The organism is Phytohabitans sp. LJ34 (assembly GCF_052068095.1).
Classification (GTDB): domain Bacteria; phylum Actinomycetota; class Actinomycetes; order Mycobacteriales; family Micromonosporaceae; genus Phytohabitans.
Genome location: NZ_JBQHDG010000044.1, coordinates 1 through 19,754 on the forward strand (window position 1 = coordinate 1; position 19,754 = coordinate 19,754).

Annotated in this window: 17 protein-coding genes and 3 pseudogenes; 14 read left to right on the forward strand and 6 right to left on the reverse strand. The window is 73.1% G+C overall.

Features of this window, described 5'->3' with window-relative positions; genetic code table 11:
• Positions 1–1,239, forward strand: a pseudogene (locus ACTMTJ_RS44225) (copper resistance protein CopC); the annotation flags it as partial.
• 553 nt (positions 1,240–1,792) lie between these two features.
• Here the strand turns inward: ACTMTJ_RS44225 and ACTMTJ_RS44230 are convergent.
• Complete coding sequence (locus ACTMTJ_RS44230) at positions 1,793–2,797, reverse strand: Ldh family oxidoreductase (RefSeq protein ID WP_441224974.1); 1,005 nt, start codon at positions 2,795–2,797, stop codon at positions 1,793–1,795.
• A 75-nt stretch (positions 2,798–2,872) separates the two neighbouring features.
• Complete coding sequence (gene ligA / locus ACTMTJ_RS44235; protein WP_441224976.1) at positions 2,873–4,945, reverse strand: NAD-dependent DNA ligase LigA; 2,073 nt, start codon at positions 4,943–4,945, stop codon at positions 2,873–2,875.
• A gap of 168 nt (positions 4,946–5,113) precedes the next feature.
• Here ligA and ACTMTJ_RS44240 point away from each other — a divergent pair, with 168 nt between their 5' ends.
• Entirely contained in the window at positions 5,114–6,007 is an 894-nt protein-coding gene (locus tag ACTMTJ_RS44240) for a HEAT repeat domain-containing protein (RefSeq protein ID WP_441224978.1), read from the forward strand.
• Between the two features lie 56 nt (positions 6,008–6,063).
• Positions 6,064–6,999 (forward strand): hypothetical protein, encoded by a 936-nt coding sequence (locus ACTMTJ_RS44245; RefSeq protein ID WP_441224979.1) that lies wholly within the window; start codon positions 6,064–6,066, stop codon positions 6,997–6,999.
• A 19-nt stretch (positions 7,000–7,018) separates the two neighbouring features.
• On the opposite strand, the gene ACTMTJ_RS44250 is transcribed toward ACTMTJ_RS44245, so the two are convergent.
• A complete protein-coding gene (locus ACTMTJ_RS44250) occupies positions 7,019–7,504 on the reverse strand; it encodes a pyridoxamine 5'-phosphate oxidase family protein (RefSeq protein ID WP_441224981.1) in 486 nt (161 codons plus the stop codon).
• Between the two features lie 293 nt (positions 7,505–7,797).
• Between ACTMTJ_RS44250 and ACTMTJ_RS44255 the strand changes: the two genes are divergently transcribed.
• Positions 7,798–8,352 (forward strand): calcium-binding protein, encoded by a 555-nt coding sequence (locus ACTMTJ_RS44255; protein ID WP_441224983.1) that lies wholly within the window; start codon positions 7,798–7,800, stop codon positions 8,350–8,352.
• On the opposite strand, the pseudogene ACTMTJ_RS44260 reads toward ACTMTJ_RS44255, so the two are convergent.
• From ACTMTJ_RS44260 to ACTMTJ_RS44270, 3 genes and pseudogenes are all read right to left on the reverse strand, one after another.
• Positions 8,342–8,728 (reverse strand): annotated as a pseudogene (locus ACTMTJ_RS44260) (FAD-binding domain-containing protein); the annotation flags it as partial. The gene ACTMTJ_RS44255 and the pseudogene ACTMTJ_RS44260 overlap by 11 nt on opposite strands.
• Positions 8,729–8,790: 62 nt before the next feature.
• Positions 8,791–8,895, reverse strand: a pseudogene (locus ACTMTJ_RS44265) (deoxyribodipyrimidine photo-lyase); the annotation flags it as partial.
• Positions 8,895–9,806 (reverse strand): phytoene/squalene synthase family protein, encoded by a 912-nt coding sequence (locus tag ACTMTJ_RS44270; protein WP_441224984.1) that lies wholly within the window; start codon positions 9,804–9,806, stop codon positions 8,895–8,897. The gene ACTMTJ_RS44270 and the pseudogene ACTMTJ_RS44265, both read right to left, overlap by 1 nt.
• A gap of 79 nt (positions 9,807–9,885) precedes the next feature.
• On the opposite strand from ACTMTJ_RS44270, the gene ACTMTJ_RS44275 reads away from it, so the two are divergent.
• From ACTMTJ_RS44275 to ACTMTJ_RS44320, 10 genes are all read left to right on the forward strand, one after another.
• A complete protein-coding gene (locus ACTMTJ_RS44275; protein WP_441224985.1) occupies positions 9,886–10,800 on the forward strand; it encodes a MerR family transcriptional regulator in 915 nt (304 codons plus the stop codon).
• Between the two features lie 776 nt (positions 10,801–11,576).
• A complete protein-coding gene (locus ACTMTJ_RS44280) occupies positions 11,577–12,911 on the forward strand; it encodes an FGGY-family carbohydrate kinase (RefSeq protein ID WP_441224987.1) in 1,335 nt (444 codons plus the stop codon).
• A 5-nt stretch (positions 12,912–12,916) separates the two neighbouring features.
• Positions 12,917–13,801: a hypothetical protein gene (locus ACTMTJ_RS44285; RefSeq protein WP_441224988.1), complete on the forward strand. Its 885-nt coding sequence runs from the start codon at positions 12,917–12,919 to the stop codon at positions 13,799–13,801.
• Positions 13,798–14,556, forward strand: a complete 759-nt coding sequence (locus ACTMTJ_RS44290; RefSeq protein WP_441224990.1) for an ATP-binding cassette domain-containing protein — start codon at positions 13,798–13,800, stop codon at positions 14,554–14,556. The genes ACTMTJ_RS44285 and ACTMTJ_RS44290 overlap by 4 nt, the downstream gene beginning before the upstream one ends.
• Complete coding sequence (locus tag ACTMTJ_RS44295; protein ID WP_441224992.1) at positions 14,553–15,611, forward strand: ABC transporter permease; 1,059 nt, start codon at positions 14,553–14,555, stop codon at positions 15,609–15,611. Before ACTMTJ_RS44290 ends, ACTMTJ_RS44295 begins: the two co-directional genes overlap by 4 nt.
• Positions 15,612–15,640: 29 nt before the next feature.
• Positions 15,641–16,630 (forward strand): ABC transporter substrate-binding protein, encoded by a 990-nt coding sequence (locus ACTMTJ_RS44300; RefSeq protein WP_441224993.1) that lies wholly within the window; start codon positions 15,641–15,643, stop codon positions 16,628–16,630.
• 17 nt (positions 16,631–16,647) lie between these two features.
• On the forward strand, positions 16,648–17,184 hold the full coding sequence (locus ACTMTJ_RS44305; RefSeq protein ID WP_441224995.1) for an AAA family ATPase: 537 nt from the start codon (positions 16,648–16,650) through the stop codon (positions 17,182–17,184).
• Between the two features lie 27 nt (positions 17,185–17,211).
• Positions 17,212–18,252: a 1-phosphofructokinase family hexose kinase gene (locus tag ACTMTJ_RS44310; protein ID WP_441224997.1), complete on the forward strand. Its 1,041-nt coding sequence runs from the start codon at positions 17,212–17,214 to the stop codon at positions 18,250–18,252.
• Complete coding sequence (locus tag ACTMTJ_RS44315; protein WP_441224999.1) at positions 18,252–19,265, forward strand: LacI family DNA-binding transcriptional regulator; 1,014 nt, start codon at positions 18,252–18,254, stop codon at positions 19,263–19,265. The genes ACTMTJ_RS44310 and ACTMTJ_RS44315 overlap by 1 nt, the downstream gene beginning before the upstream one ends.
• Positions 19,266–19,379: 114 nt before the next feature.
• Positions 19,380–19,706, forward strand: a complete 327-nt coding sequence (locus ACTMTJ_RS44320; RefSeq protein WP_441225001.1) for a hypothetical protein — start codon at positions 19,380–19,382, stop codon at positions 19,704–19,706.
• The last annotated feature ends 48 nt before the right edge of the window (positions 19,707–19,754 follow it).

Below are 19,754 nucleotides of genomic sequence, written 5' to 3' on the forward strand. Positions count from 1 at the left end.
GCCGGGTCGGCCCGTGGCGGCGGCTCGGCCGCGTCCGGCCGTGCCGGCGGCCCGGCCGCTTCCGGGCGCCGCGGCGGCTCGGTCGCGGCGGCTGCGGGTGAGGGTGGCGCCGGCTCGGGCGCGGTGGCCGCGGGTAAGGGTGGCGGCGGCTCGGCGGGCCGGCCGGCGGTGCCCGCGGCCCGGAAGACCGGCGCGGTCGTCACGGCGGCGGTTTCCGCGCCGCCGGAGGAGGCCTCCAGCCAACCGTCCGATGTGGATGAAGCCGCCACGGCGCCGTCCGGTGTGGAGGCTCCGGCGGGCGGCGGCCTGACGAACACGCGGCTGGCGTTGCTGGCGGGCGGGCTCATCGTGGCGCTCCTGGCCGGCTTCGGGCTGGGCCGGCTGGGCAGCGGTGACGACCGGCCCGCCGGCGCGCCCGCGGGCACGCCGCCCACCGCCACGGAAGGGGCGGTGAGCGCGGGCGACGGGCACCAGCATCCGGCCGGCACGGGCGCGCACAGCCATCCCGGCGACGGCTCCACCGGCGAGGCGCAGGCGGCGGGCACCACGGTCAGCGGCGGCGGATACACCCTTCAACCCGAACGCCGCACCCAGGCGGCGGGCGCGACCGTGGACTACCGCTTTCGCATCGTGGGCACGGACCGGCAGGCGGCCACCCGCTTCGCGGTCGTGCACGACAAGCCCTTGCACATGATCGTGGTGGGCCGCGACCTGTCCGGGTACCAGCACCTGCACCCCACCATGGCCGCCGACGGCACCTGGAGCGTTCCCCTCACGCTGGCGAAGGCCGGCGGCTACCGGGTCTACGCCGACTTCTCGGTCACCGCGGCCAGCGGCACCCAGGTCCCGCTCGTGCTGGGCGTCGACCACCAGGTGCCCGGCGCGCACACCCCGGCCGCACTCCCGGCCGCGGCGAAGCAGGCGACGGCCGGCCCGTTCGCGGTGTCGATGGAGGGCACCCCCACCGTCGGCGTGACCGCCCCGATGTTCTTCCGGGTCAGCCGCAGCGGCGCGCCCGGCCCGTCACAGCTGGAGCGCTACCTCGGCGCCTACGGCCACCTCGTCGTGCTGCGCGAGGGCGACCTCGGCTACGTCCACGTCCACCCGGAGGCGGAGCTCGTCGACGGGGCGGTCAAGTTCTGGCTGACGGCACCGAGCGCCGGCCGCTACCGCGCGTTCTTCGACTTCCAGGTCGCCGGCGAGGTGCACACCGCGGAGTACACAGTGGACATGCTCTAGAGACCTTTCGGGGTCGGGGTGGCTTTGACCACCGAATCCCCTATTTGGACAGAGATTTGAGCTACCGCGACGTCGGTCGTGGTCCAGACCGCTGCTCCCGCGGCCTCACCCGTCCGCCGTTGGTCGCGGCCGGGAGGAAAGGGGGCGGGGTGATGGAGCTCGTGCCAGGCGGTGGTCGACGTTTGTCCACAATGTCTGTTCCCGGTCGGCTATCCGGGAAAGCAACGGGGTTTTCGTCGCCGAGCGTAACCGCCGCGAGGGTGTGAGCGGCGCGAGGTTCGAGATCTAGGAGAGTTTGGGCGCTATCTCAACCCTAAGTCTCCTAGATCTCGAAGTCTGGCCCGTTTGGCTGGTTACGCCGCGTCAGGATGGCGGAGGAAGGGGCCGCGTAGACCCGTTCGGGCCCGCGGGAAAGCAACCCCAAGAAAACGCTCCGCCGCGCTCCACGTTTCCCCGGGGACCCCGCGCATACGGTCCGCCGCTGACGCGGACCTGGGCAAATCTGCCTCGACGCAACGCCACGACGAGCGGCGACCCTGACCCCGAAAGGTCTCTAGTTCAGCTTGTCGTCGGCCTTCATCCCGCTGCGGCCGGCTGCCATTTCGCGCAGGACGCCATGTGTGGTGTCGTCCAGCTCGATGGTCCCGGCTTCTTCGTTGCTCCGGCGCGTGGCCCGCGATCTCTCGCCCGGGACGACGACGGATCCTCCGCCCGGTCGCGGAGAGCTGTTTCGCACCTCCGAAAGCAGACGATCCACCATTTCGGGAGCGTCGCCACCCATCGGTTCGATCGCGATGAACACCGCGCCCAGATCGTACTCGTCATGTACCTGAAGCCCGGTGCGTGCTCCCGTCAGCGCCCCGACGAGCGCTTCCAGCGCTATGCACAGGGCCGACCCCTTGGCGCCTCCGAAAGCCATCACGGCCTCTGCCCGGCTCGGCTCGGCAGTCTCGTGACCGGCGGCGTCTAGAAAGGCTCCGGACGGCAGGGCCCGGCCCTCCAACTCCGCCTGGCGGATCTCACCCCAGACACGCTCGGCGGTGGAAAAGTCGACGACGAAGGGCTCGCCAGGTGTGGGAAATCCGAAAGCGATGGGATTGGTGCCGAGAATTGGCTCGCCCGATCCGAACGGAGCGACGGCCGGCGGTCCGGCGTTGTTGCTGACGATTCCGACAAATCCCCTGTCGGCTATGATCTTGGCATAGGGGATCAGTCGACTGAACCTGGCGAAGTTCTTGAGTCGCACGATCCCGATGCCACCCGCGACAGCCAGATCGACGGCGAGTGCGCTGGCGGTGCGCGCCGCCAGCTGGCCGATCTCCCTGTTTCCGTTGATCAGTGCGGTGGAGCCACGCCGCATTTCCACGACCGGTTCGCCCGCTCGGCCGCTCAGCGCGTTGTCCAGCACCAGGAACTTCCCGACGCCGTGTGTCCTCTTTCCCTCGAGCTCCGCGTCCATATAGTCGTCGACGACGAACTCCGCGGGCTCGCCAGAAATGCCACGATGGTCAAGGGCTTTGATCATCAGGTCCCTGACCTCTGCCACCGTCATTTCCATGTGGAGACCTCACCATCCCTCGGGGTCCGACAGCAACCGGCCGGTTCATCGAGCTCGTCGACGTGCCGCGAGTCTTCAGGGGCCGAGGATCTCGGCGACCGTGTCCTGGTCGTCGGCGTCGTGGGCCTCCAGGAGGGCGGCGAACCGTTCGGCGGACAGGATGCGGACGCCGAGCTGCTCGGCCTTCGTGGCCTTGGAACCGGCGCCGTCGCCCACCACGACGAGGTCGGTCTTCTTCGAGACCGAGCCGGACGACTTGCCGCCCAGCCGCTCGACGGCCTCGTTGCCCTCGTCGCGGGTGAGGCCGGGCACCGCGCCGGTCACGACCACGGTCATCGGGCTGCCGTCGGCGCGCTGCAACGGCAGTGCCGCCACCGAGGTCTCCAGCGGCTCGGCCATGTTGACGCCGCGCTCCACGAGCTTGGCGATGAGCGGGGTCAGCTCGACGAGCTCGGCCGCGATCGTCACCGCGCGCTCCGGGCCCACGCCGTCGACGCGTTGCAGGTCGTCGACCGAGGCGGCCAGCAGCGCGTCCATCGTGACGAAGTGTCTGGCCAGGCGGCGGGACATCGAGCGGCCCGTCATGCGTACCCCGAGGGCGGTCAGCACGCGCGACAGCGGCTGGCCCTTGGAGCCCTGGATGTTGGCGACCAGCTTGGTGGCGGAGACCTCGCCTAGGCGTTCCAGGGCGGCGAGGGTGGGGACGTCGAGGTCGTAGAGGTCGGCGGGGTCGGTGACCAGGCCCGCGGAGACGACCGCGTGGAGGATCTTGTCGCCGAGGCCCTCGATGTCCATCGACGTGCGGGCGACGTAGTAGGAGAGCGACTCCGCCGCGCCGCACGCCCGGCCGGACGTGCACCGCCACCGCTTCTGCGAGCGGTCGATCTCGCCGCCGCAGCGCGGGCAGTGGGTGGGCGGCTCGAACGCCACCGAGTCGGCCGGCCGCAGGTCGAGCTGGGCGCCGGTGACCTCGGGGATCACGTCGCCGGCGCGGCGGACGAAGACGGTGTCGCCGGCGCGCACGTTGCGGCGTACCAGGTCGTCGAAGTTGTGCAGGGTGGCCGAGGTGACGATCACGCCGCCGACCTGTACCGGCTCCAGCACCGCCACGGGCGTGATGACGCCGGTGCGGCCGACCTGCACCTCGATGCGGAGCAGCTTGGTGGTGCGGGTGTCGGCCGGAAACTTGTACGCGACGCCCCACCGCGGCGCGCGGCTGGACGAGCCGGCCCGCTCGCGGTCGGCTGGCTGGTCGGCCTTGATGACCGCCCCGTCCACGCCGTAGCCGAGCGTGCCCCGCGTCGCGGTGACCTCCTCGACCGCGGCGGCCACCTCGTCGACCGTGGCGCAGAGCTTGTAGGCGGTGGTGGCCACGCCCAGCTCCGCCAGCCAGGCCATCGCGGCCGACTGCGCCATCGGCTCGGCGACGCCGTGCACCGAGTACGCGAAGAAGGAGAGCGGGCATTCGTACACCCGCTTGGGCGCGCGGAGGGTGCCCGCCGCGGCGCTGCGCGGGTGCGCGAACGCCGGCTCGCCCGCCCCGGTGCGCATGACCTGCGCGGCGGCGAAGTCGTCGTCGGTCATGAAGACCTCACCGCGCACCTCGACCGTCACCGGCTCGCGCAGCCGCTCGGGCAGGCCGGCCGCCCGGCGGGCCTGGGCGGTGACGTCCTCACCCGCGCGCCCGTCACCCCGGGTCGCCACCAAGGTCAAGATCCCGTCGGTGTACCGGGCGGCGATGGCCAGCCCGTCGATCTTCGGCTCGACCGTGTAGCCGGCGACCGGGCGCCCCAGGATCCGCTCCAGCCGCGCCGCCCACTTGTGCAGCTCGTCGGAGCCGAAGACGTTGTCGAGGCTGAGCATCGGCTCGCTGTGCGTGATGTCGCCGACCACGCCGCCGCCGGCGCCCACCGCCTCGGTGGGGGAGTCGGCGGCCTTCCACTCCGGACGGGCCGCCTCGGTGGCGGTGACCCGGGCCATCAGCCCGTCGTACGTCGCGTCGTCCATGGCCAGGTCGGGACCGCTGTAGTACGCCTCGGCGGCGGCCCGGATCCGCTCGACCGCCGCGCGGTACTCCTCGACGTCCGGGAACGGCGCCGCCTCCGCCGCGTCCACGACCGGATCGACCGGATCTACCAGCTCGCGCATGCTCCCCCGCCCTTCAGCCTCGCCTGTACCGCGCTCATTGTGGCTGCTCGGGGCCGGTTCGCGCGAACCGCGGCCCGGGCTGGGGTGCCGGGCCGGGGTGCCTCCGCGGGTGTCGGGCCGCCTCTGTTGGGGTGCTTGTGACAGCGCTCGGGGTGGCAGTATGCAGCCGTGCTTGAGCGACTCGACGATGTCGACTGGGACCGGATCTGCCACGCCTACGGGCCAGCCTCCGACGTGCCCGACCAGATAAGAGACCTGTGCGCCGCAGACCCCGACCGGCGGGAGAAGGCGCGCTGGCAGCTGTGGGGCAACATCTTCCACCAAGGCACCCGCTACGAGGCGACGGCCTACGCGGTGCCGTTCATGCTGGAGGTGCTCGCCGACCCGGACGGCGCCGACAAGGCCGAGCTGGTGCTGCTGCTGTCCGCCATCGCGGTGGGCTACGACTCGTACTGGCTGCCCGACGGGCTGCCGATCGCGGAGCACCGCCGCATGGCCGAGGGCGGCGGCATGCTCCTCGCCGCCGCGCCGCACCCGGGCGACGACGACTTCGACGAGGACGAGGGCGACGCGGAGTACATCGAGGCGCTGTCCGAGCGGGAGCAGGAGGCGATGCTCGCGCACGTGGCCGTCGCCGCCCACGAGGCCGTGCGGCAGGGCGTGCCGCTCTTCCGCGCGCTGCTCGGGCACACCGACCCGGAGGTGCGCGCGGTCGCGGCCTACGCGCTGGGATGGTTTCCGGAGGACGCCGCCGGCAGCGTGCCCGTCCTCGCCGCGCTGGCCACGTCCGATGTGGACGAGCCGCTCGCCGCCACCGCCCGGGTATCCCTCGGGCTGCTCGGCGTGGCGACCGGCTTCGACGACCCGCGGCCGTTGGTGCGGTGGGCCACCGCGGTCGCGCGGATGCGGGTGTACGGCGCGGGCGCGGGTCAGGAGACGGTCGACGAGCTGCGGACCTGGGCGCGCGGCTCGGGCCGCGACGAGCGGGTGCCGTACCTCGACGGCGACCTCGTCGGGTACGCGACGCTGGTGCTCGACGGCCTGGAGGAGCAGGCCTCCTGACGAACAGCGCACGTTGGAAGGTGCGCGCCCGGATCCGTCCCGGAAGACTCGGGCCGGTGTCCACCACCACGCAGCGGGCGGTCCCCGCCGTCGACGTCCGTCCGCGGTCGCCCCGGCTGTGGCGGGTGATCCCGCTCAGCGTCGCGGCGGGGATCGCACTGGCGGTCCTCTGGTCGTACGAGCTGGTCGACAAGGTGATCGGCGACAACGTCGCGAACACGCTCCTCGGCCACGACGCCAAGGAAACGGCGATCGGCGGCACGGTCGCCGGGCTGCTGTTCGCGTTCGTCTCCGGTCTGGCCGGCACGTTCACCGCGTGCAACATCGCCATGGCGGCGTCGATCGGCCCGATGAGCCACGCCGGCGCCGCCGCCGGTGACCGCCGCCTCGGGCTCGCGGCCCTGCTGCGCCCGGTCGGCTGGCTCACGCTCGGCCTGGTGGCCGTCTCCGGGGTGTACGGCTTCGTCGGCGTCCTGCTCGGCGACCGGCTCCCGCAGCTGTCCACCGGGACGGTCGGCGACATGCCGGTGCGGATCGTCCAGTCGTCGGTGGTCTTCGGCGTCATCGGGCTGGCGTTCGTCTACCTTGGACTCGCGGCGCTCAGGGTGGTGCCCGACCCGTTCGAGCGTCACCCGGCCGGCCGGGTGGTCGCCCTCGGGGTGCTCGTCGGCGGGTTCCTCATCGGGCGCCCGTACCCGCTGTTCAACAAGCTCTTCCACTGGGCGGTGGACACCGGCAACCCGATCTACGGCGCCGGGGCGTTCATCCTCCAGTCGCTGGGCAACGTGGTCGTCGTGACCGCCGTCTTCGCGCTGGTCGTGGTCGCGAGCCGGGGGCGGTTTCTGCGGTGGCTCGCGGCCAGCCCGTCCCGCACCATGCTGATCACCGGCTCGCTGATGGTCGCGCTGGGTGTGTTCACGGTCGTGTACTGGGACATCCGGGTGCCGTCGATGTTCGGGTTCGGCTGGTTTCCCCGGATGCCGTACAACTGACGGCCGTCGCCGGGTCGCCTCAGCCGAAGGTCCAGCGGGTGGGTGAGCCGGTGAAGTCGGCCTCCACCATGCCCAGCGCCCACGACGGCGTGAAGCGGTAGGTCGCGTTGGTGAGGAAGAAGTCGACGGTGAGCTCGCCGCCGTACTTGGCGTTGAACCGCTCGGCCAGCAGCGCGTTGGCGTCCCGCCCCGGCTCGCGCACCACTGTGCCCTCCAGGACGACCGGCTCGTTGGCGTCGCTGGTGGTCACGGTGGCGCGGGGATCGCGGTCGAGGTTGCGCGCCTTGCGCGAGCGCGGCCCGCAGCTGAACCACACCGCGTCCCCGTCCCACACGCCCCACACCGGGGTGACGTTGGGCCGGCCGTCGGGATGGATCGTGGCGACCCAGTAGTCGTGGGAGCGGGCGAGGCGCGCGGCCGCCCACTCCCAGGGCAGCAGCCCGCTGCCCCCGGTCGGCGCGGCGACGCCGTAGTCGGGCATGTGTGGCCGGCTCGCGGTGGGCACGCCGCCCACCCTACGCCGCCCCGGCGCCGGTGCGGCTCCGCGCGCCCGCCGGCCGTCGCCGCTTTGCCAACCCGCCGGGACCGGCGCGGCTATGCGCCCGCCGGCCGTCGCCGCTTCGCGAGCCCGCCGGGACCGGCGCCGCTTTGCGAGTCCGCCGGGACCGGCGCCGTCTTGCGAGCCTGCCGGGACCCGGGCCGTGATGACGCCGTCATGATCTGGCGCTGAGGACCCTCCGGAGTCTGGCCTGAGGCCGCCCGCCGCTGGGGCGCCGGCCTCGACCGAAGGAGTAGATCATGATTCGACGGATCGGCATCGTGGCCGCCACCATGGTGGCGCTGTCGATGGCCGCCGTGGGCGTGGCCTCGCCCGCGTCCGCGGTGATCACGTGTAACGGGCTGGTGGAGACCGTCAGCGGAAACACCGGCACGGGCGGCGACGACGTCATCATCGGCACCGACGGCAACGACGTCATCGACGGCCAGGGTGGCGACGACACGATCTGCGCGCGCGGCGGGGTCGACAACGTGTACGGCGGGCGGGGCGAGGACCTCATGTTCGGCGGCCCCGGCGCGGACTTCATGTGGGGCGACTCGGGCTCGCCGAGCGCGGTGTTCGGCGACGCCGACCGGATGTACGGCGGCGACGGCGAGGACTACCTCGACGGCCAGATCGGCGGCGACGACCTCAACGGCGAGGCCGACAGCGACACGCTCCTCGGCGGCGACGGTCCCGACGATCTGGACGGCGGCACCGGACAGGCCGAGACGACCGGACCGGTGAGCGACGTGTGCCGGGGCGAGGGCGGCGCCAACGACGACTACGTCAACTGCGAGCAGATCATCGACTGACACTCTCCGCGAGCCAACGCCGGCGGTACAGCCCATCGGGGTCGAAGCGTTCCGCTTGCCTCTCCGGGTTGAACCGCCGGTACGGCTTCGTGTCGTTGCCCGTGCCGGCCACCCACTGCCAGTTGCCCCAGTTGTTGGCGACGTCGGCGTCGATCAGCCAGCGGGCGAACCAGGCGGCGTCCTCCCGCCAGTCGATCTCCATGTCCTTGGTGAGGTAGCTGGCGGTGACGAGCCGGGCCCGGTTGTGCATGAAGCCCTCCGCGACCAGCTGACGCGCGCCGGCGTCCACGATGGACACACCGGTGCGCCCCTCCCGCCACGCCTCGAGCGCGGCCGGGTCGTCCCGCCACCGCTCGACCGCCCCGCTCCGGTAGGCCCGGCGAGGGACTCGGCGAGGAAGCGCCGCCGGTTGGCGGAGGACCGGATGCGCGGGTCGAGGACGAACAGCGGCACCACCCGCTCGGCTGCGGCGCAGGCGGCGTGCAGCGCGGGGTTGTCGCGTACGCGCAGGTCACGGGTAAACAGGACGACAGCGGTCCGCATCACGACCTCCTCGCGGCGGGCAGCCCGACCGGCGTGCCGGGCGGTGTGAGCAGGCACCGGGCCACCATGGCCAGGCGCCGCCGGTTGGGCACCACCGCCCGGCGCGCGAACACGTCGTAGTCGGCCCGCCGCACCTCGTCGAGGATGCCGCCGTACAGGTGGAACGCGGCCCGGATGCACGCCTGCGAGGTCGGTGCGAGCATCGGCACCCCCGGCGCCGCCGCGGCGTAGTGCGCGCGGGCACGCTCCACCTCGTACCCGATGAGGGCCTTGACGGCGGGTGAGGCGGCGCGGCGGTCCGCGGCGGCGCGGAGGTCGGCCCGGGTGACGCCGAAGAGCTCCAGGTCGGCGCGGGGCAGGTAGACCCGGTCACGGTCGAGGTCCTCGCCGACGTCGCGGATGAAGTTGGTGAGCTGGAAGGCGAGGCCGAGCTGGCGGGCCGGATCGCGGGCGAGCGCGCGGTCGGCCGGATCGAGGATGGGCAGCATCATCGTGCCGATCGCGGCCGCTGAACCCTCCATGTAGGACAGCACGTCGTCGTACCGCGCGTAGTCACGGACCTCCAGGTCCATCGCCATGCTCGCGAGGAACGTGGCGAAATCGGTGCGGTCCATGCCGAAGACCTCGATGGTGTGCAGCACGGCGGGCAGGAGCGGGTCGTCGACCCGCTCGCCGGCCAGCCCCGCCACGAAGCGGTCGGACCACGCGCGCAGCCGCCGGGCCCGCTCGGCCGTGGAGAGCCCGTCGGTGCTGTCGACGATCTCGTCCGCGTAGCGGGTGAAGCCGTAGAGCGCATGGACGTGGCGGCGCTTCCACGCCGGGAGCAGGCGGGTGGCGAGGTAGTAGCTGCGGCCGTGCCGGCGGTGCAGGGCACGGCAGCGCGCGTACGCGGCGGCGAGTGCTGGCTCCATCGCGCTTCGTTTCCCCAATCGACGTTCCACTAACCGACGCAATAAACGACGCAAGCCGGCCCTACGATACCCTGACCCAGTGAACACGGCGCCCGGAGACGGGCTGAGCGCGGGCGAGGTGGCCCGCCGGCTCGGCGTCGCGGTGACGACGCTGCGCAGCTGGCACCGGCGATACGGCCTGGGTCCCGACCGGCACGAGGCGCGGCACCACCGGCGGTACACCGGGGAGGACCTCTCCCGCCTCGAGGTGATGTGCCGCCTGACCGGCGAGGGCATGCCCGCCGCCGAGGCGGCCCGCGCCGCGCTGGCGGTGCACCCCCTCGACGAGGTGCGCGCCCACCCCGCGACCGCCGCCCGCGCCGGCGGCGGCAACACCATCCCCGTCGGCGGCGCCGGCCCGGAGGCGCGCGGCCTGGCCCGGGCGGCGATGCGCCTGGACGTCGCCACGATGACAAGTGTGATCACCCGCACGATCGCCGAACGCGGCGTGGCGCACACCTGGGACCACCTGCTCCGCCCGGTCCTGGCCGGCGTCGGCGAGCGGCACGCCGCCAGCGGCGCGCTGGTCGAGGTCGAGCACTTGCTGTCCCGCACGATCTCCGACGCGCTCGCCGCCGTGCCCCGCCCACCCGGCGCGCCCGCCCCGCGCACGCTGCTCGCCTGCGCCGACGACGAGCAGCACAGCCTCCCGCTGGAGGCGCTCGCCGCCGCCCTCGCCGAACGCGGCCACCGCTCACTGCTGCTCGGCGCGCGCGTCCCACCCCGGGCACTGGCCGCGGTGGTCGCGCGCCTGGGGCCGACGGTGGTGGTGCTCTGGTCACACGCGCCGCCTACCGCCGACCCCGGCCAGCTGGCCGGCCTGCGCGGGACCCCGCTCGTCGCCGCCGCCGGCCCTGGCTGGCCCCCGGAGGGCCTGCCCGCGGCGGTCACCCGCCCGTCCAGCCTCGACGAGGCGCTTGAGCTCACCCTCCGCTGGCTGCCGGCGGCCGGATAGGCCGTTCCCCGCCAGATCTTCTCAGGCGAATTTTCAGGCAGTTTGCCCACGTCCGCGTCACCTGCGGGCCGTATGCTCCCGCGGGCACCGCTCCCGGCCGGCGGCTCGCGGGGCGAGCCGAGTTCCCCGGCCGTCCACTGCCGGCTCCGCGTGACAAGCTCGCCCACCCGCCGGCATCCTGACGCAGCGTCACCAGCTGCGGGGTCGGGCTTCGAGATCTAGGACGCTTAGGGTTGAACTGGCGCACCAACTCTCCAAGATCTCGCATCGTGCGCCGTTCACTCCGTCGCGGCAGTTGCTCATGGTGACGACACCGTCGTTCGGTCTGTTGCTCGCCGTCTCGGCAAGGGGCATTGTGGACAAACGGCCGCCCGCGCGGTGCGGGCTTGTCGCGCGGACGTGGCAGCGGAGGTCGGGGGTCTCGGCGAGCGCTGCGAGCCGCCGACCGGAGCGGTCTCCGGCGGGAGCGGCGGTCCGCCGCTGACGCGGTCCGGGCAAAAGATGTCCCGAAGGTCCCCGTCCGGCGCGGTCGCGGGCGAAGACGGCGACAGGTTCGCGGCGATCGGCAATTGTGACGGCGGGTTTTCCAACTCTTGACGAGCGTGCGTCGTGAGGGCTAGCTTCCGCTCATGACATCGATGTCATCGTGCTGATCTGCTGGCAGGAGGCACCGTGCGCGCGGTCAGGACCCATTTCGCTGCCAAAAATCAGGACAACGGTGCCGCCATCGGTACCGGAGCATCGTGTGCTCGCCGTCACGTCAGTGAGCTGGGTCTATGACCACGATGACATCGCGGCCGTTGCTGATCGGGGTCGACGCGGGCACCAGCCGGGTCAAGGCGATCGCCGTCGACGAGCGGGGTGACGTGCGGGGCGACGCCGAGCGGGCGACGCCGTGGCGGCACGACGGCGGGCGCACCGAGCTCGACCCCGTCGCCCTGGCGGACCTGGCCCGCGTCGTGGCCGCCGAGGCGGTCGGCGTCGGCGGCGGCACGGCGATCGGCGTCGGGGTGACCGGGATGGCCGAGACCGGCGTGCTCGTCGACGGCCGGGACCGCCCGCTCGCCCCCGCGATCGCCTGGCACGACCCGCGCGGCGACCTGGACACGATCGCGCGGGAGCTGGGCGCGGAGACGTTTCGCGCGACCACCGGGCTGCCGGTGACGCCGATGCCCTCGCTGGGCAAGCTGCTGTGGCTGCGCCGCACCCACCCGGACAGCAAGGCCGCCGCGCGGTTCTACTCGGTCGGCGAGTGGATCGTGCGGCGGCTCGGCGGCGCGCCGGTCGCGGAGCTCTCCCTGGCCAGCCGGACCGGCCTGCTCGACCTCGCCGGCCGGCGGCCGTGGGACGCCGCCACCGCCCTGCTCGACTGGCCGCCCCTGCTCGCCGACCTGGTCGTGGCCGGCACCCCGGTCGGCCGGGTCTCCGGCGACGGCGCGCCGCCGTCCCTGCGCGGCGCGGTGCTGACCGTGGCCGGCCACGACCACCAGGTCGCCGCGTACGGCGTCGGCGCCACCACCGACGGCGCCCTCTTCGACTCGCTGGGCACGGCCGAGGCGCTGGTCCGCACCGTCCGCCCGCCGCTCGCGCCGGCGGAGGTCGGCCGGCTCGTCGGCCACGGCATGTCGGTCGGCTGGGGCGTGGTCGCCGAGCACATGTGCGTCATGGCCGGGGTGCCGACCGGCCTCACGCTCGGGCGGGTCGCCACGCTGCTCGGCGCGGCGACACCGGCCGCCCGGGACGCACTCGGCGAGCAGGCCCTGTCCGCGCCGGACCACCCGATCCTGCGCCTCGTCGAGCCCCGCAACGGGCAGTTCGGCCTCGCCGGCATCAGCGACGGCGTCACGCCCGCCGTGCTCTGGCGTACCGCCGTCGAGGGTCTCGTCGCCGAGGCCGCGCGGCTGCTGGCGCTCGTCGACGCGCACGCCGGGCCGTACCGCGACGTCGTCGTGGCGGGCGGCTGGCTGCGCAACCCGGCGCTCCTGGCCGCGAAGCGGCGGCAGTACCCGGCGATGCGGACGACCGCGCTCCCGGAACCGGGCGCCTACGGCGCCGCGATGCTGGCCGCCGAGGCGGCCGGCGCACCCCTCCCAACCGCCTCCGGAAGGTAGTTCGCATGCCCACCACCCTCGACCAGATCGCCGGCGACGCGGGAACGTTCGCCATCCTCGCGATGGACCAGCGCGGCACGCTGCGCACGATGCTGGACAAGGCCGGCCGGCCCTCCGCCGACGAAGAGCTGAGCGACTTCAAGGTGGACGTGATCGGCGCGCTGTCGCCGTTCGCCTCCGGGGTGCTCACCGACGTCGAGTACGGCGTCGGCCCGGTGCGGTCCGCCGGCGCGCTCGACGCGCGGGCCGGCCTGCTCGTCTCCAGCGAGCGGTCACCGCAGCCCAGGTGGAACGGCGAGCACCGCACCGAGTACGACAGGGCCGGGCGCGGACCGACGTTCGTCGCGGAGCACGGCGGCGCCGCGCTCAAGTTCCTGGTCCGGTGGCGCCCCGACCGGCAGGGCGAGCCCGACCTCGCGGGGGAGGCCCTCGACGCGGTCCGGGCGGTGGTCGCCGACTGCCGGGCGTACGGCATGCCGTCCGTCATCGAGCCGCTGGTCACCGTGTACCCGGGTGAGGGCGAAGAGGAGAAGAAACGCCTGGTGATCCGCTCGGCCGAGCTGCTCGCCGGGCTGGGCCCGGACCTGCTGAAGCTGGAGTGGCCGGGCGACGCGGACGGCTGCCGCGAGGTGAGCAAGGTGTGCGGCGCCGTGCCGTGGGCGCTGCTGTCGGCCGGCGTCGCGTACGAGCGCTTCGTCGAGCGCGTGCTCACCGCCATGGACGCGGGCGCGAGCGGCTACATCGCCGGGCGGGCGTTCTGGGGCGAGGCCGTGGGGATGACCGGTGACGACCGGCGGCACTTCCTGCGCACCACGGCGGTGGACCGCATGGCCGCCCTCAACGCGGCCATCGAGGGGCACGGGCGCGGCTGGCGGGAGGTGCGCTCATGACCCCGGTGATCGGCGCCTACGGCGTGGTGAAGACCTTCGGCCACGTACGGGCGCTGCGCCACGCCTCGTTCGAGGCCATGCCCGGCGAGGTCACCGCGCTGGTCGGGGACAACGGCGCGGGCAAGTCGACGCTGACGAAGATCCTGGCCGGCGTGTTCGGCCCGGACGAGGGCGAGGTGCGCATCGACGGCGAGCCGGTGCGCCTGGCCGACCCGCACGACGCCAAGCGCCGCGGCATCGAGACCGTGTACCAGGATCTCGCGCTCGCGCCCGACCTCGACGCGGCGGCCAACGTGTTCCTCGGCCGGGAGGTGCGCCGGTTCCGGTTCCTGCACAACCACCCGGAGATGCGCCGGCGCACGGCGACCGCGTTCCGCGAGCTCGGCGTCGGGCTGGTGCAGGACATGCGGGCGCCGGTGGCGGCGTTCTCCGGCGGGCAGAAGCAGTCGGTGGCGATCGCACGGGCCGCGATGTGGGCCACCAAGGTCATCCTGATGGACGAGCCGACCGCCGCGCTCGGCGTCCTACAGACCGTCAAGGTCCTGGAGCTGGTCGAGCGGATCCGCGACCGGGGCATCGCGGTCGTGTTCATCTCGCACAACCTGCCGCAGGTGCTCCAGGTCGCCGACCGGATCGAGGTGCTGCGCCTCGGCGCCCGGGTGGCCCGCTTCCGGCGCGGCGAGGCCGACGTCGACCGGCTGATCGCCGCGATCTCCGGCGCGTACGCGAACGAGACCGGGGAGGCTTTGGAATGACGCAGACCAAGCCGACCGACCCCGACACCCAGGAGCCGGTGACCCCGAGCGTGCCGCTGGTGCGCGCGCTGCTGCGCAACCCGACGATGGTCACGTTCGCCGCGCTGCTGGTCATCATCGCGGCGTTCTCGGTGCTGGCGCCGGACACGTTCACCCAGCGCAGCAACTTCGTCCAGCTGGCGCAGAACGTGGCCATCCTGACCGTGGTCAGCGTCGGCACCACGTTCGTCGTGATCACCGCGGGCGTCGACCTGTCCATCCCGAGCGGAATCGTGCTGGGCGAGGTCTTCGCCGTACACGCGCTCCAGCTGATCGGCACCGGCGGCGGCAACACGGCGGCCGACGTCGCGGCGGACCAGTCCAAGAGCTGGTACGTCCTGGTCGCGTTCGCCGGTGCGCTGCTGGCCGGGCTCGTCATCGGCACGGTCAACGGCCTCGTGGTGGCGTACCTGAAGGTACCGCCGCTGCTCGCCACGCTCGGCACGCTCGGCGCCGGTCTCGGCGTGGCGCTGATCCTCCAGGACGGCGTGAACACCGCGACCTACGCCCTCGACCCGGTCGGGCACGGCGAGTGGATACCGGGCGTACCCAACCTGATCCCGATCGCGCTGCTGGTCGTGGTGGCCGGGTTCGTGCTGCTGCACATGGCCGTCTTCGGCCGGCACACGTTCGCGATCGGCTCCAACCCGGAGGCCGCGCGGCGGGCCGGCATCAACGTCGAACGGCACCTGCTCAAGGTCTACGTCATCGGCGGCACGGCGGCCGGGTTCGCCGGCTTCCTGTCGCTGGCGTACTTCTCCACCACCAGCATCGGCGGGCACTCCACCGACAACCTCCAGGCCATCACCGCGGTGGCGCTGGGCGGCACGAGCCTCTTCGGCGGCGTCGGTTCGATCATCGGCACCTTGATCGGCGTGTGGATCCCGGCGGTGCTCAAGAACGGATTCGTCATCACGGGGGTCCAGCCCTACTGGCAGGACGTCGCGGTGGGCCTGGTGCTCATCGTGGCGGTCTGGCTCGACCAGCTCCGGCGCCGTTCCCGCGACCGGGGCTGACACCCAACCCCACTTTTTTTGGAGGCACCGTGAGAAAGATCGTGGCGGCCGCGGCCGCCGGGGCACTGCTGCTGGCCGCCGGCTGCGCCGACGACTCCGGCGGCGGCTCGGACACCGGCAGTGGCAGCGCCTCAGGCAAGAAGTTCGTGCTCATGGTCGGCGTCAAGGGCGACCCGTTCTACATCTCGATGGAGTGCGGCGCCAAGGAGAAGGCCAAGGAGCTCGGCGTCGACCTCCAGGTGCAGGGCCCGGACAAGTTCGACGCCACGCTCCAGAACCCGCTGCTCGACGCCGTGGCCGCGGCCCGGCCGGCCGCGCTGCTCGTCGCGCCGAACGACGTCAAGGCGTCGGCCACGCCGCTCAAGCGGATCCAGGACGCGGGCAGCAAGGTGGTGCTCGTCGACACCACTGTGGACGACACGAGCATCGGCGCCTCCCGGATCGCCACCGACAACAAGCTCGGCGGTACGAAGGCGGCCGAAGCGCTCAACGAGCTGCTCGGCGGCGCCAAGGGCAAGGTGCTCGTCATCTCCACCGACCCCGGTGTGTCCTCTGTGGACGCACGGGTGGCGGGCTTCGAGGAGGCGGTGAAGACCAAGTACACGAACTTCACGCTCGCGGCCGCCACCCAGTACTCGCACAACTCCCCGCAGACCGCGGCCAGCATCATCCAGGCCGAGCTCCAGCGCAGCCCCGACATCGTCGGCGTCTTCGCCACCAACCTCTTCTCCGCGCAGGGCACCGCGACCGGCGTGCGCGCGGCCGGCAAGAGCAACCAGGTCAAGGTCGTCGGCTTCGACGCCGGCCCGGACCAGATCAAGCAGCTGGAGGCCGGTGACGTGCAGGCGCTGGTCGCCCAGAAGCCGTACGACATCGGGGTGCAGGGCGTCCAGCAGGCGGCGAACGCCCTGGAGGGCAAGACGGTGGAGACGAACATCGCCACCGAGTCGCTGATCGTCACCAAGGACAACCTCAACGACCCCGAGGTGAATAAGTACGTCTACAAGGACAAGTGCTGATCCACAAAGGACCCCGGGTGTACGTCGTCGCCGGTGCGCCGGCGACCGGCAAGAGCGTGTTCGGCGCGGCGCTGGCCCGCGCGGCCGGCGCCGCACCGCTCGACCAGGACGTGCTCACCGGCCCGTTGACCGCCGTCGTGGCCGCCCTCGTCGGTGCCGCGCCGAATGATCTCGACGATCCACGGGTACGGGCCGCGACCCGCACCGCCACCTACGACGCGCTGCTCGACACCGCCGCCGGGTGCCTCGCCGCCGGGTTGCCCGTGGTACTCGTGGCGCCGTTCACCGCGGAACGGTCCGACCCCGGCGCCTGGGCCGCGCTCGAGGCCCGCTTGGGCGCCCCCGGCGGCGCGGTGCTCGCCTGGACCACCTGCCCGCCCGCGGAGGTGGCCCGGCGGCTCGCCGCGCGGGGCTCGCCGCGCGACCGCCGCAAGCTCGCCGACCTCGACGGTTTCCTGCGCTCCGGCGCCCTCGACCCGCCGAAGGTGCCGCATGTGGTGGTGGACACCACGGCACCCCTGACACCGCGTATCGCGGCCATGCTCACCCGGTAGCCTGCCAACGGCTTCATTGGAGGACCCTTGCTCATCGCGACGCCCAACATCACCGTCGACCGGACGGTCCGGCTGCCCGAGCTGCGGCCGGGGAGCGTGCTGCGGCCGCGCCGCGCGGTCGTCACCGCGGGCGGCAAGGGGCTCAACGTGGGCCGGGTCTCCGCCGCGTTCGGGCACCGCTCCACGCTGGTCAGCTTCCAGCCGGACGGCGACGCCGCCACGGTCGCGCGGCTCTTCGCGGCCGAGCCGGTCGAGTTCGTGGGCGTCGCGGTGCCCGGCGACGTCCGGGTCGCCACGATCTACCTGGAGGACTCCGGGCGGGTGACCGTGCTCAACGAGCCCGGTCCGCAGATCGCCGCCGACGCGTGGGCCCGCTACGAGGACGCGATCGCCGCCGAGCTGGCCACTGGGCGGCACCGCACGCTGGTGTGCTCGGGCAGCCTGCCGCCGGGCGTGCCCGACGACGCGTACGGCCGGCTGACCCGCCTCGGGCACACCGCCGGCGTGCGGGTGGTCGTCGACGCGGCGCGGGCCGCGCTGGCCGGAGCCCTCGACGCCGGCCCGGACGTGGTCACCCCCAACCTCGCCGAGGCCGACGGCGTGCTGGCGGGCCACGAGGTCGAGTCGGTACACGAGGACGACCCTTCGGTGCCCGACCGGGCCGCCGCCGCGGTGCGTGAGCTGTGCCGCCGGGGCGCGCGGACGGCCGCGGTGACCGCCGGGGCGGCCGGCACGGCATACGGCGACGCGGGCGACGTCGCCTGGATACCCACGGTGGCGGTCGAGGTGGTCAACCCGATCGGCGCCGGCGACTCGTTCGTCGGCGGCCTCGTCGAGGCGTACGAGGAGGGGCGCGCCGGTGTCGACGCGGTCGTCTTCGCCGTCGCCACCGCGACCGCCTCCGTCGAGCGGGAGCTGGCCGGCGGCGTCGGCCCGGCCCGGGCCCGCGAGCTCGCCGCCACGCTGCGCCCGGGGGTGTTCCGGTCCGGGGAGCGGAGCGACGAGGGCGGAGCGCGCAGGCCGCCCGGGGCGGTCAGCGAGCACGGCCCCGCCCGTCTGGAGGCATGATGTCCCGCCGGCCCACCCTCCGCGACGTCTCGGTGCTGGCCGGGGTGAGCGCGAAGACCGTCTCCCGGGTCGTCAACGACGACCCGGCGGTGGCCCCGGACACGGCCGAGCGGGTGCGGGTCGCCATCCGCGAGCTGGGCTTCCACCCCAACCCGGTGGCCCGCTCGCTGCGCGTCGGCCGCGACGACGCGATCGGGCTCGTGGTCGAGAACATCGCCGACCCGTTCATGGCCGAGGTCACCGGCGCGGTGGAGGAGGTGGCCCGCGAACGCGGCATGTTCGTGGTCATCGCCAGCGCCGGCTACGCCCCCGAAAACGAGCGGATGGTCGTCAACGGCCTCACCAACCGCCGGGTCGCCGGCCTCATCATCACGCCCACGTCGGGCGACCACTCCTACCTGGGCCACGGACCGGTGCGCTTCCCGACGGTCTTCGTCGACCGCCCGCCGATCCAGCACGACTCCGACACCGTGCTAGCCGACAACGAGGGCGGCGCCAAGGCAGCCACCCAGCACGTGATCCAGCACGGCCACCGCCGGGTCGCGTTCATCGGCGACCGCCTGCACATCTACACCACCCGCCTGCGCTACCAGGGCTTCCGCGCGGCGATGGCCGAGGCCGGCCTGCCGGTCGACGAGCGGCTGGTCCGGGTCGACGCGATGGGCAGCCAAAACTCCACCGCCGCCACCATCGATCTGCTCACCTCGAACCCGACCCCCACCGCCGTCATCTCGGCGAACGCACGCACGTCGCTCGGCGTGGTCCGCGCCCTACACCAGCGCGACCGCACGGACATCGCGCACGTCAGCTTCGACGACTTCCAGGGCGCCGAGTCGCTGAGCCCGCCGGTGACGGCGATCTACCAGGACCCGCAAGGGCTCGGCCGGGCCGCCGCTACGCTGCTCTTCGACCGGATCAACGGCATGGACGGACCACCCCGGCGGGTGGTCCTGCCGGTCAAGCTCATCGTCCGCGGTTCCGGCGAGCTGCCCCCACCCCCGGACCCGGCGTAGGTATGTTTCCGGTGTACGGCGCGGCCCCGCAATCCGAAGGATCACGCGGTGGCCGTCTCACCTCCCGCCGCCACGCCGCACCACGATCCCGACACCGCGAAAAGGGCTCATAGCGTGAACCGACCATCCACGCGAGGCCGGCCCTGGGCACCCACCGACCGCACCGGCGGCCCACTCGACGACGTGTTCGACCTGGTGCGACAACACGTCCCAAGCTTCACCATCGAGCGCCTCACCGCGACTCATCCGGCCGACGACGACAACGTCTACTACCTGGGCGACCACGCCGGACCAGACCAAGTCCAGGTCGACTCAGCCGACCACGGCCAGCCACCGTTCCACATCGAGGCGAACGAACGCCTCAGCACCTCCGACCCCACCAAAGCAGCCGATACCATCCGCGCCTGGCTCACCAAGCACCAGCACCCAACCAGCCTCTAGCGCAGAGAGCTTTCGGAGTCGGGGTGACTTCGACGTCCTACTTTAGAC

Coding starts and splice junctions, on each gene's coding strand:
- ligA (WP_441224976.1), bottom strand. CDS start 4,945: ATGCGCGAGCTGGTAGATCCGGTCGATCCGGTCGTGGACGCGGCGGAG.
- ACTMTJ_RS44280 (WP_441224987.1), top strand. CDS start 11,577: ATGACCACGATGACATCGCGGCCGTTGCTGATCGGGGTCGACGCGGGC.
- ACTMTJ_RS44290 (WP_441224990.1), top strand. CDS start 13,798: ATGACCCCGGTGATCGGCGCCTACGGCGTGGTGAAGACCTTCGGCCAC.
- ACTMTJ_RS44230 (WP_441224974.1), bottom strand. CDS start 2,797: ATGGAAATGACGGTGGCAGAGGTCAGGGACCTGATGATCAAAGCCCTT.
- ACTMTJ_RS44285 (WP_441224988.1), top strand. CDS start 12,917: ATGCCCACCACCCTCGACCAGATCGCCGGCGACGCGGGAACGTTCGCC.
- ACTMTJ_RS44270 (WP_441224984.1), bottom strand. CDS start 9,806: ATGGAGCCAGCACTCGCCGCCGCGTACGCGCGCTGCCGTGCCCTGCAC.
- ACTMTJ_RS44295 (WP_441224992.1), top strand. CDS start 14,553: ATGACGCAGACCAAGCCGACCGACCCCGACACCCAGGAGCCGGTGACC.
- ACTMTJ_RS44315 (WP_441224999.1), top strand. CDS start 18,252: ATGTCCCGCCGGCCCACCCTCCGCGACGTCTCGGTGCTGGCCGGGGTG.
- ACTMTJ_RS44255 (WP_441224983.1), top strand. CDS start 7,798: ATGATTCGACGGATCGGCATCGTGGCCGCCACCATGGTGGCGCTGTCG.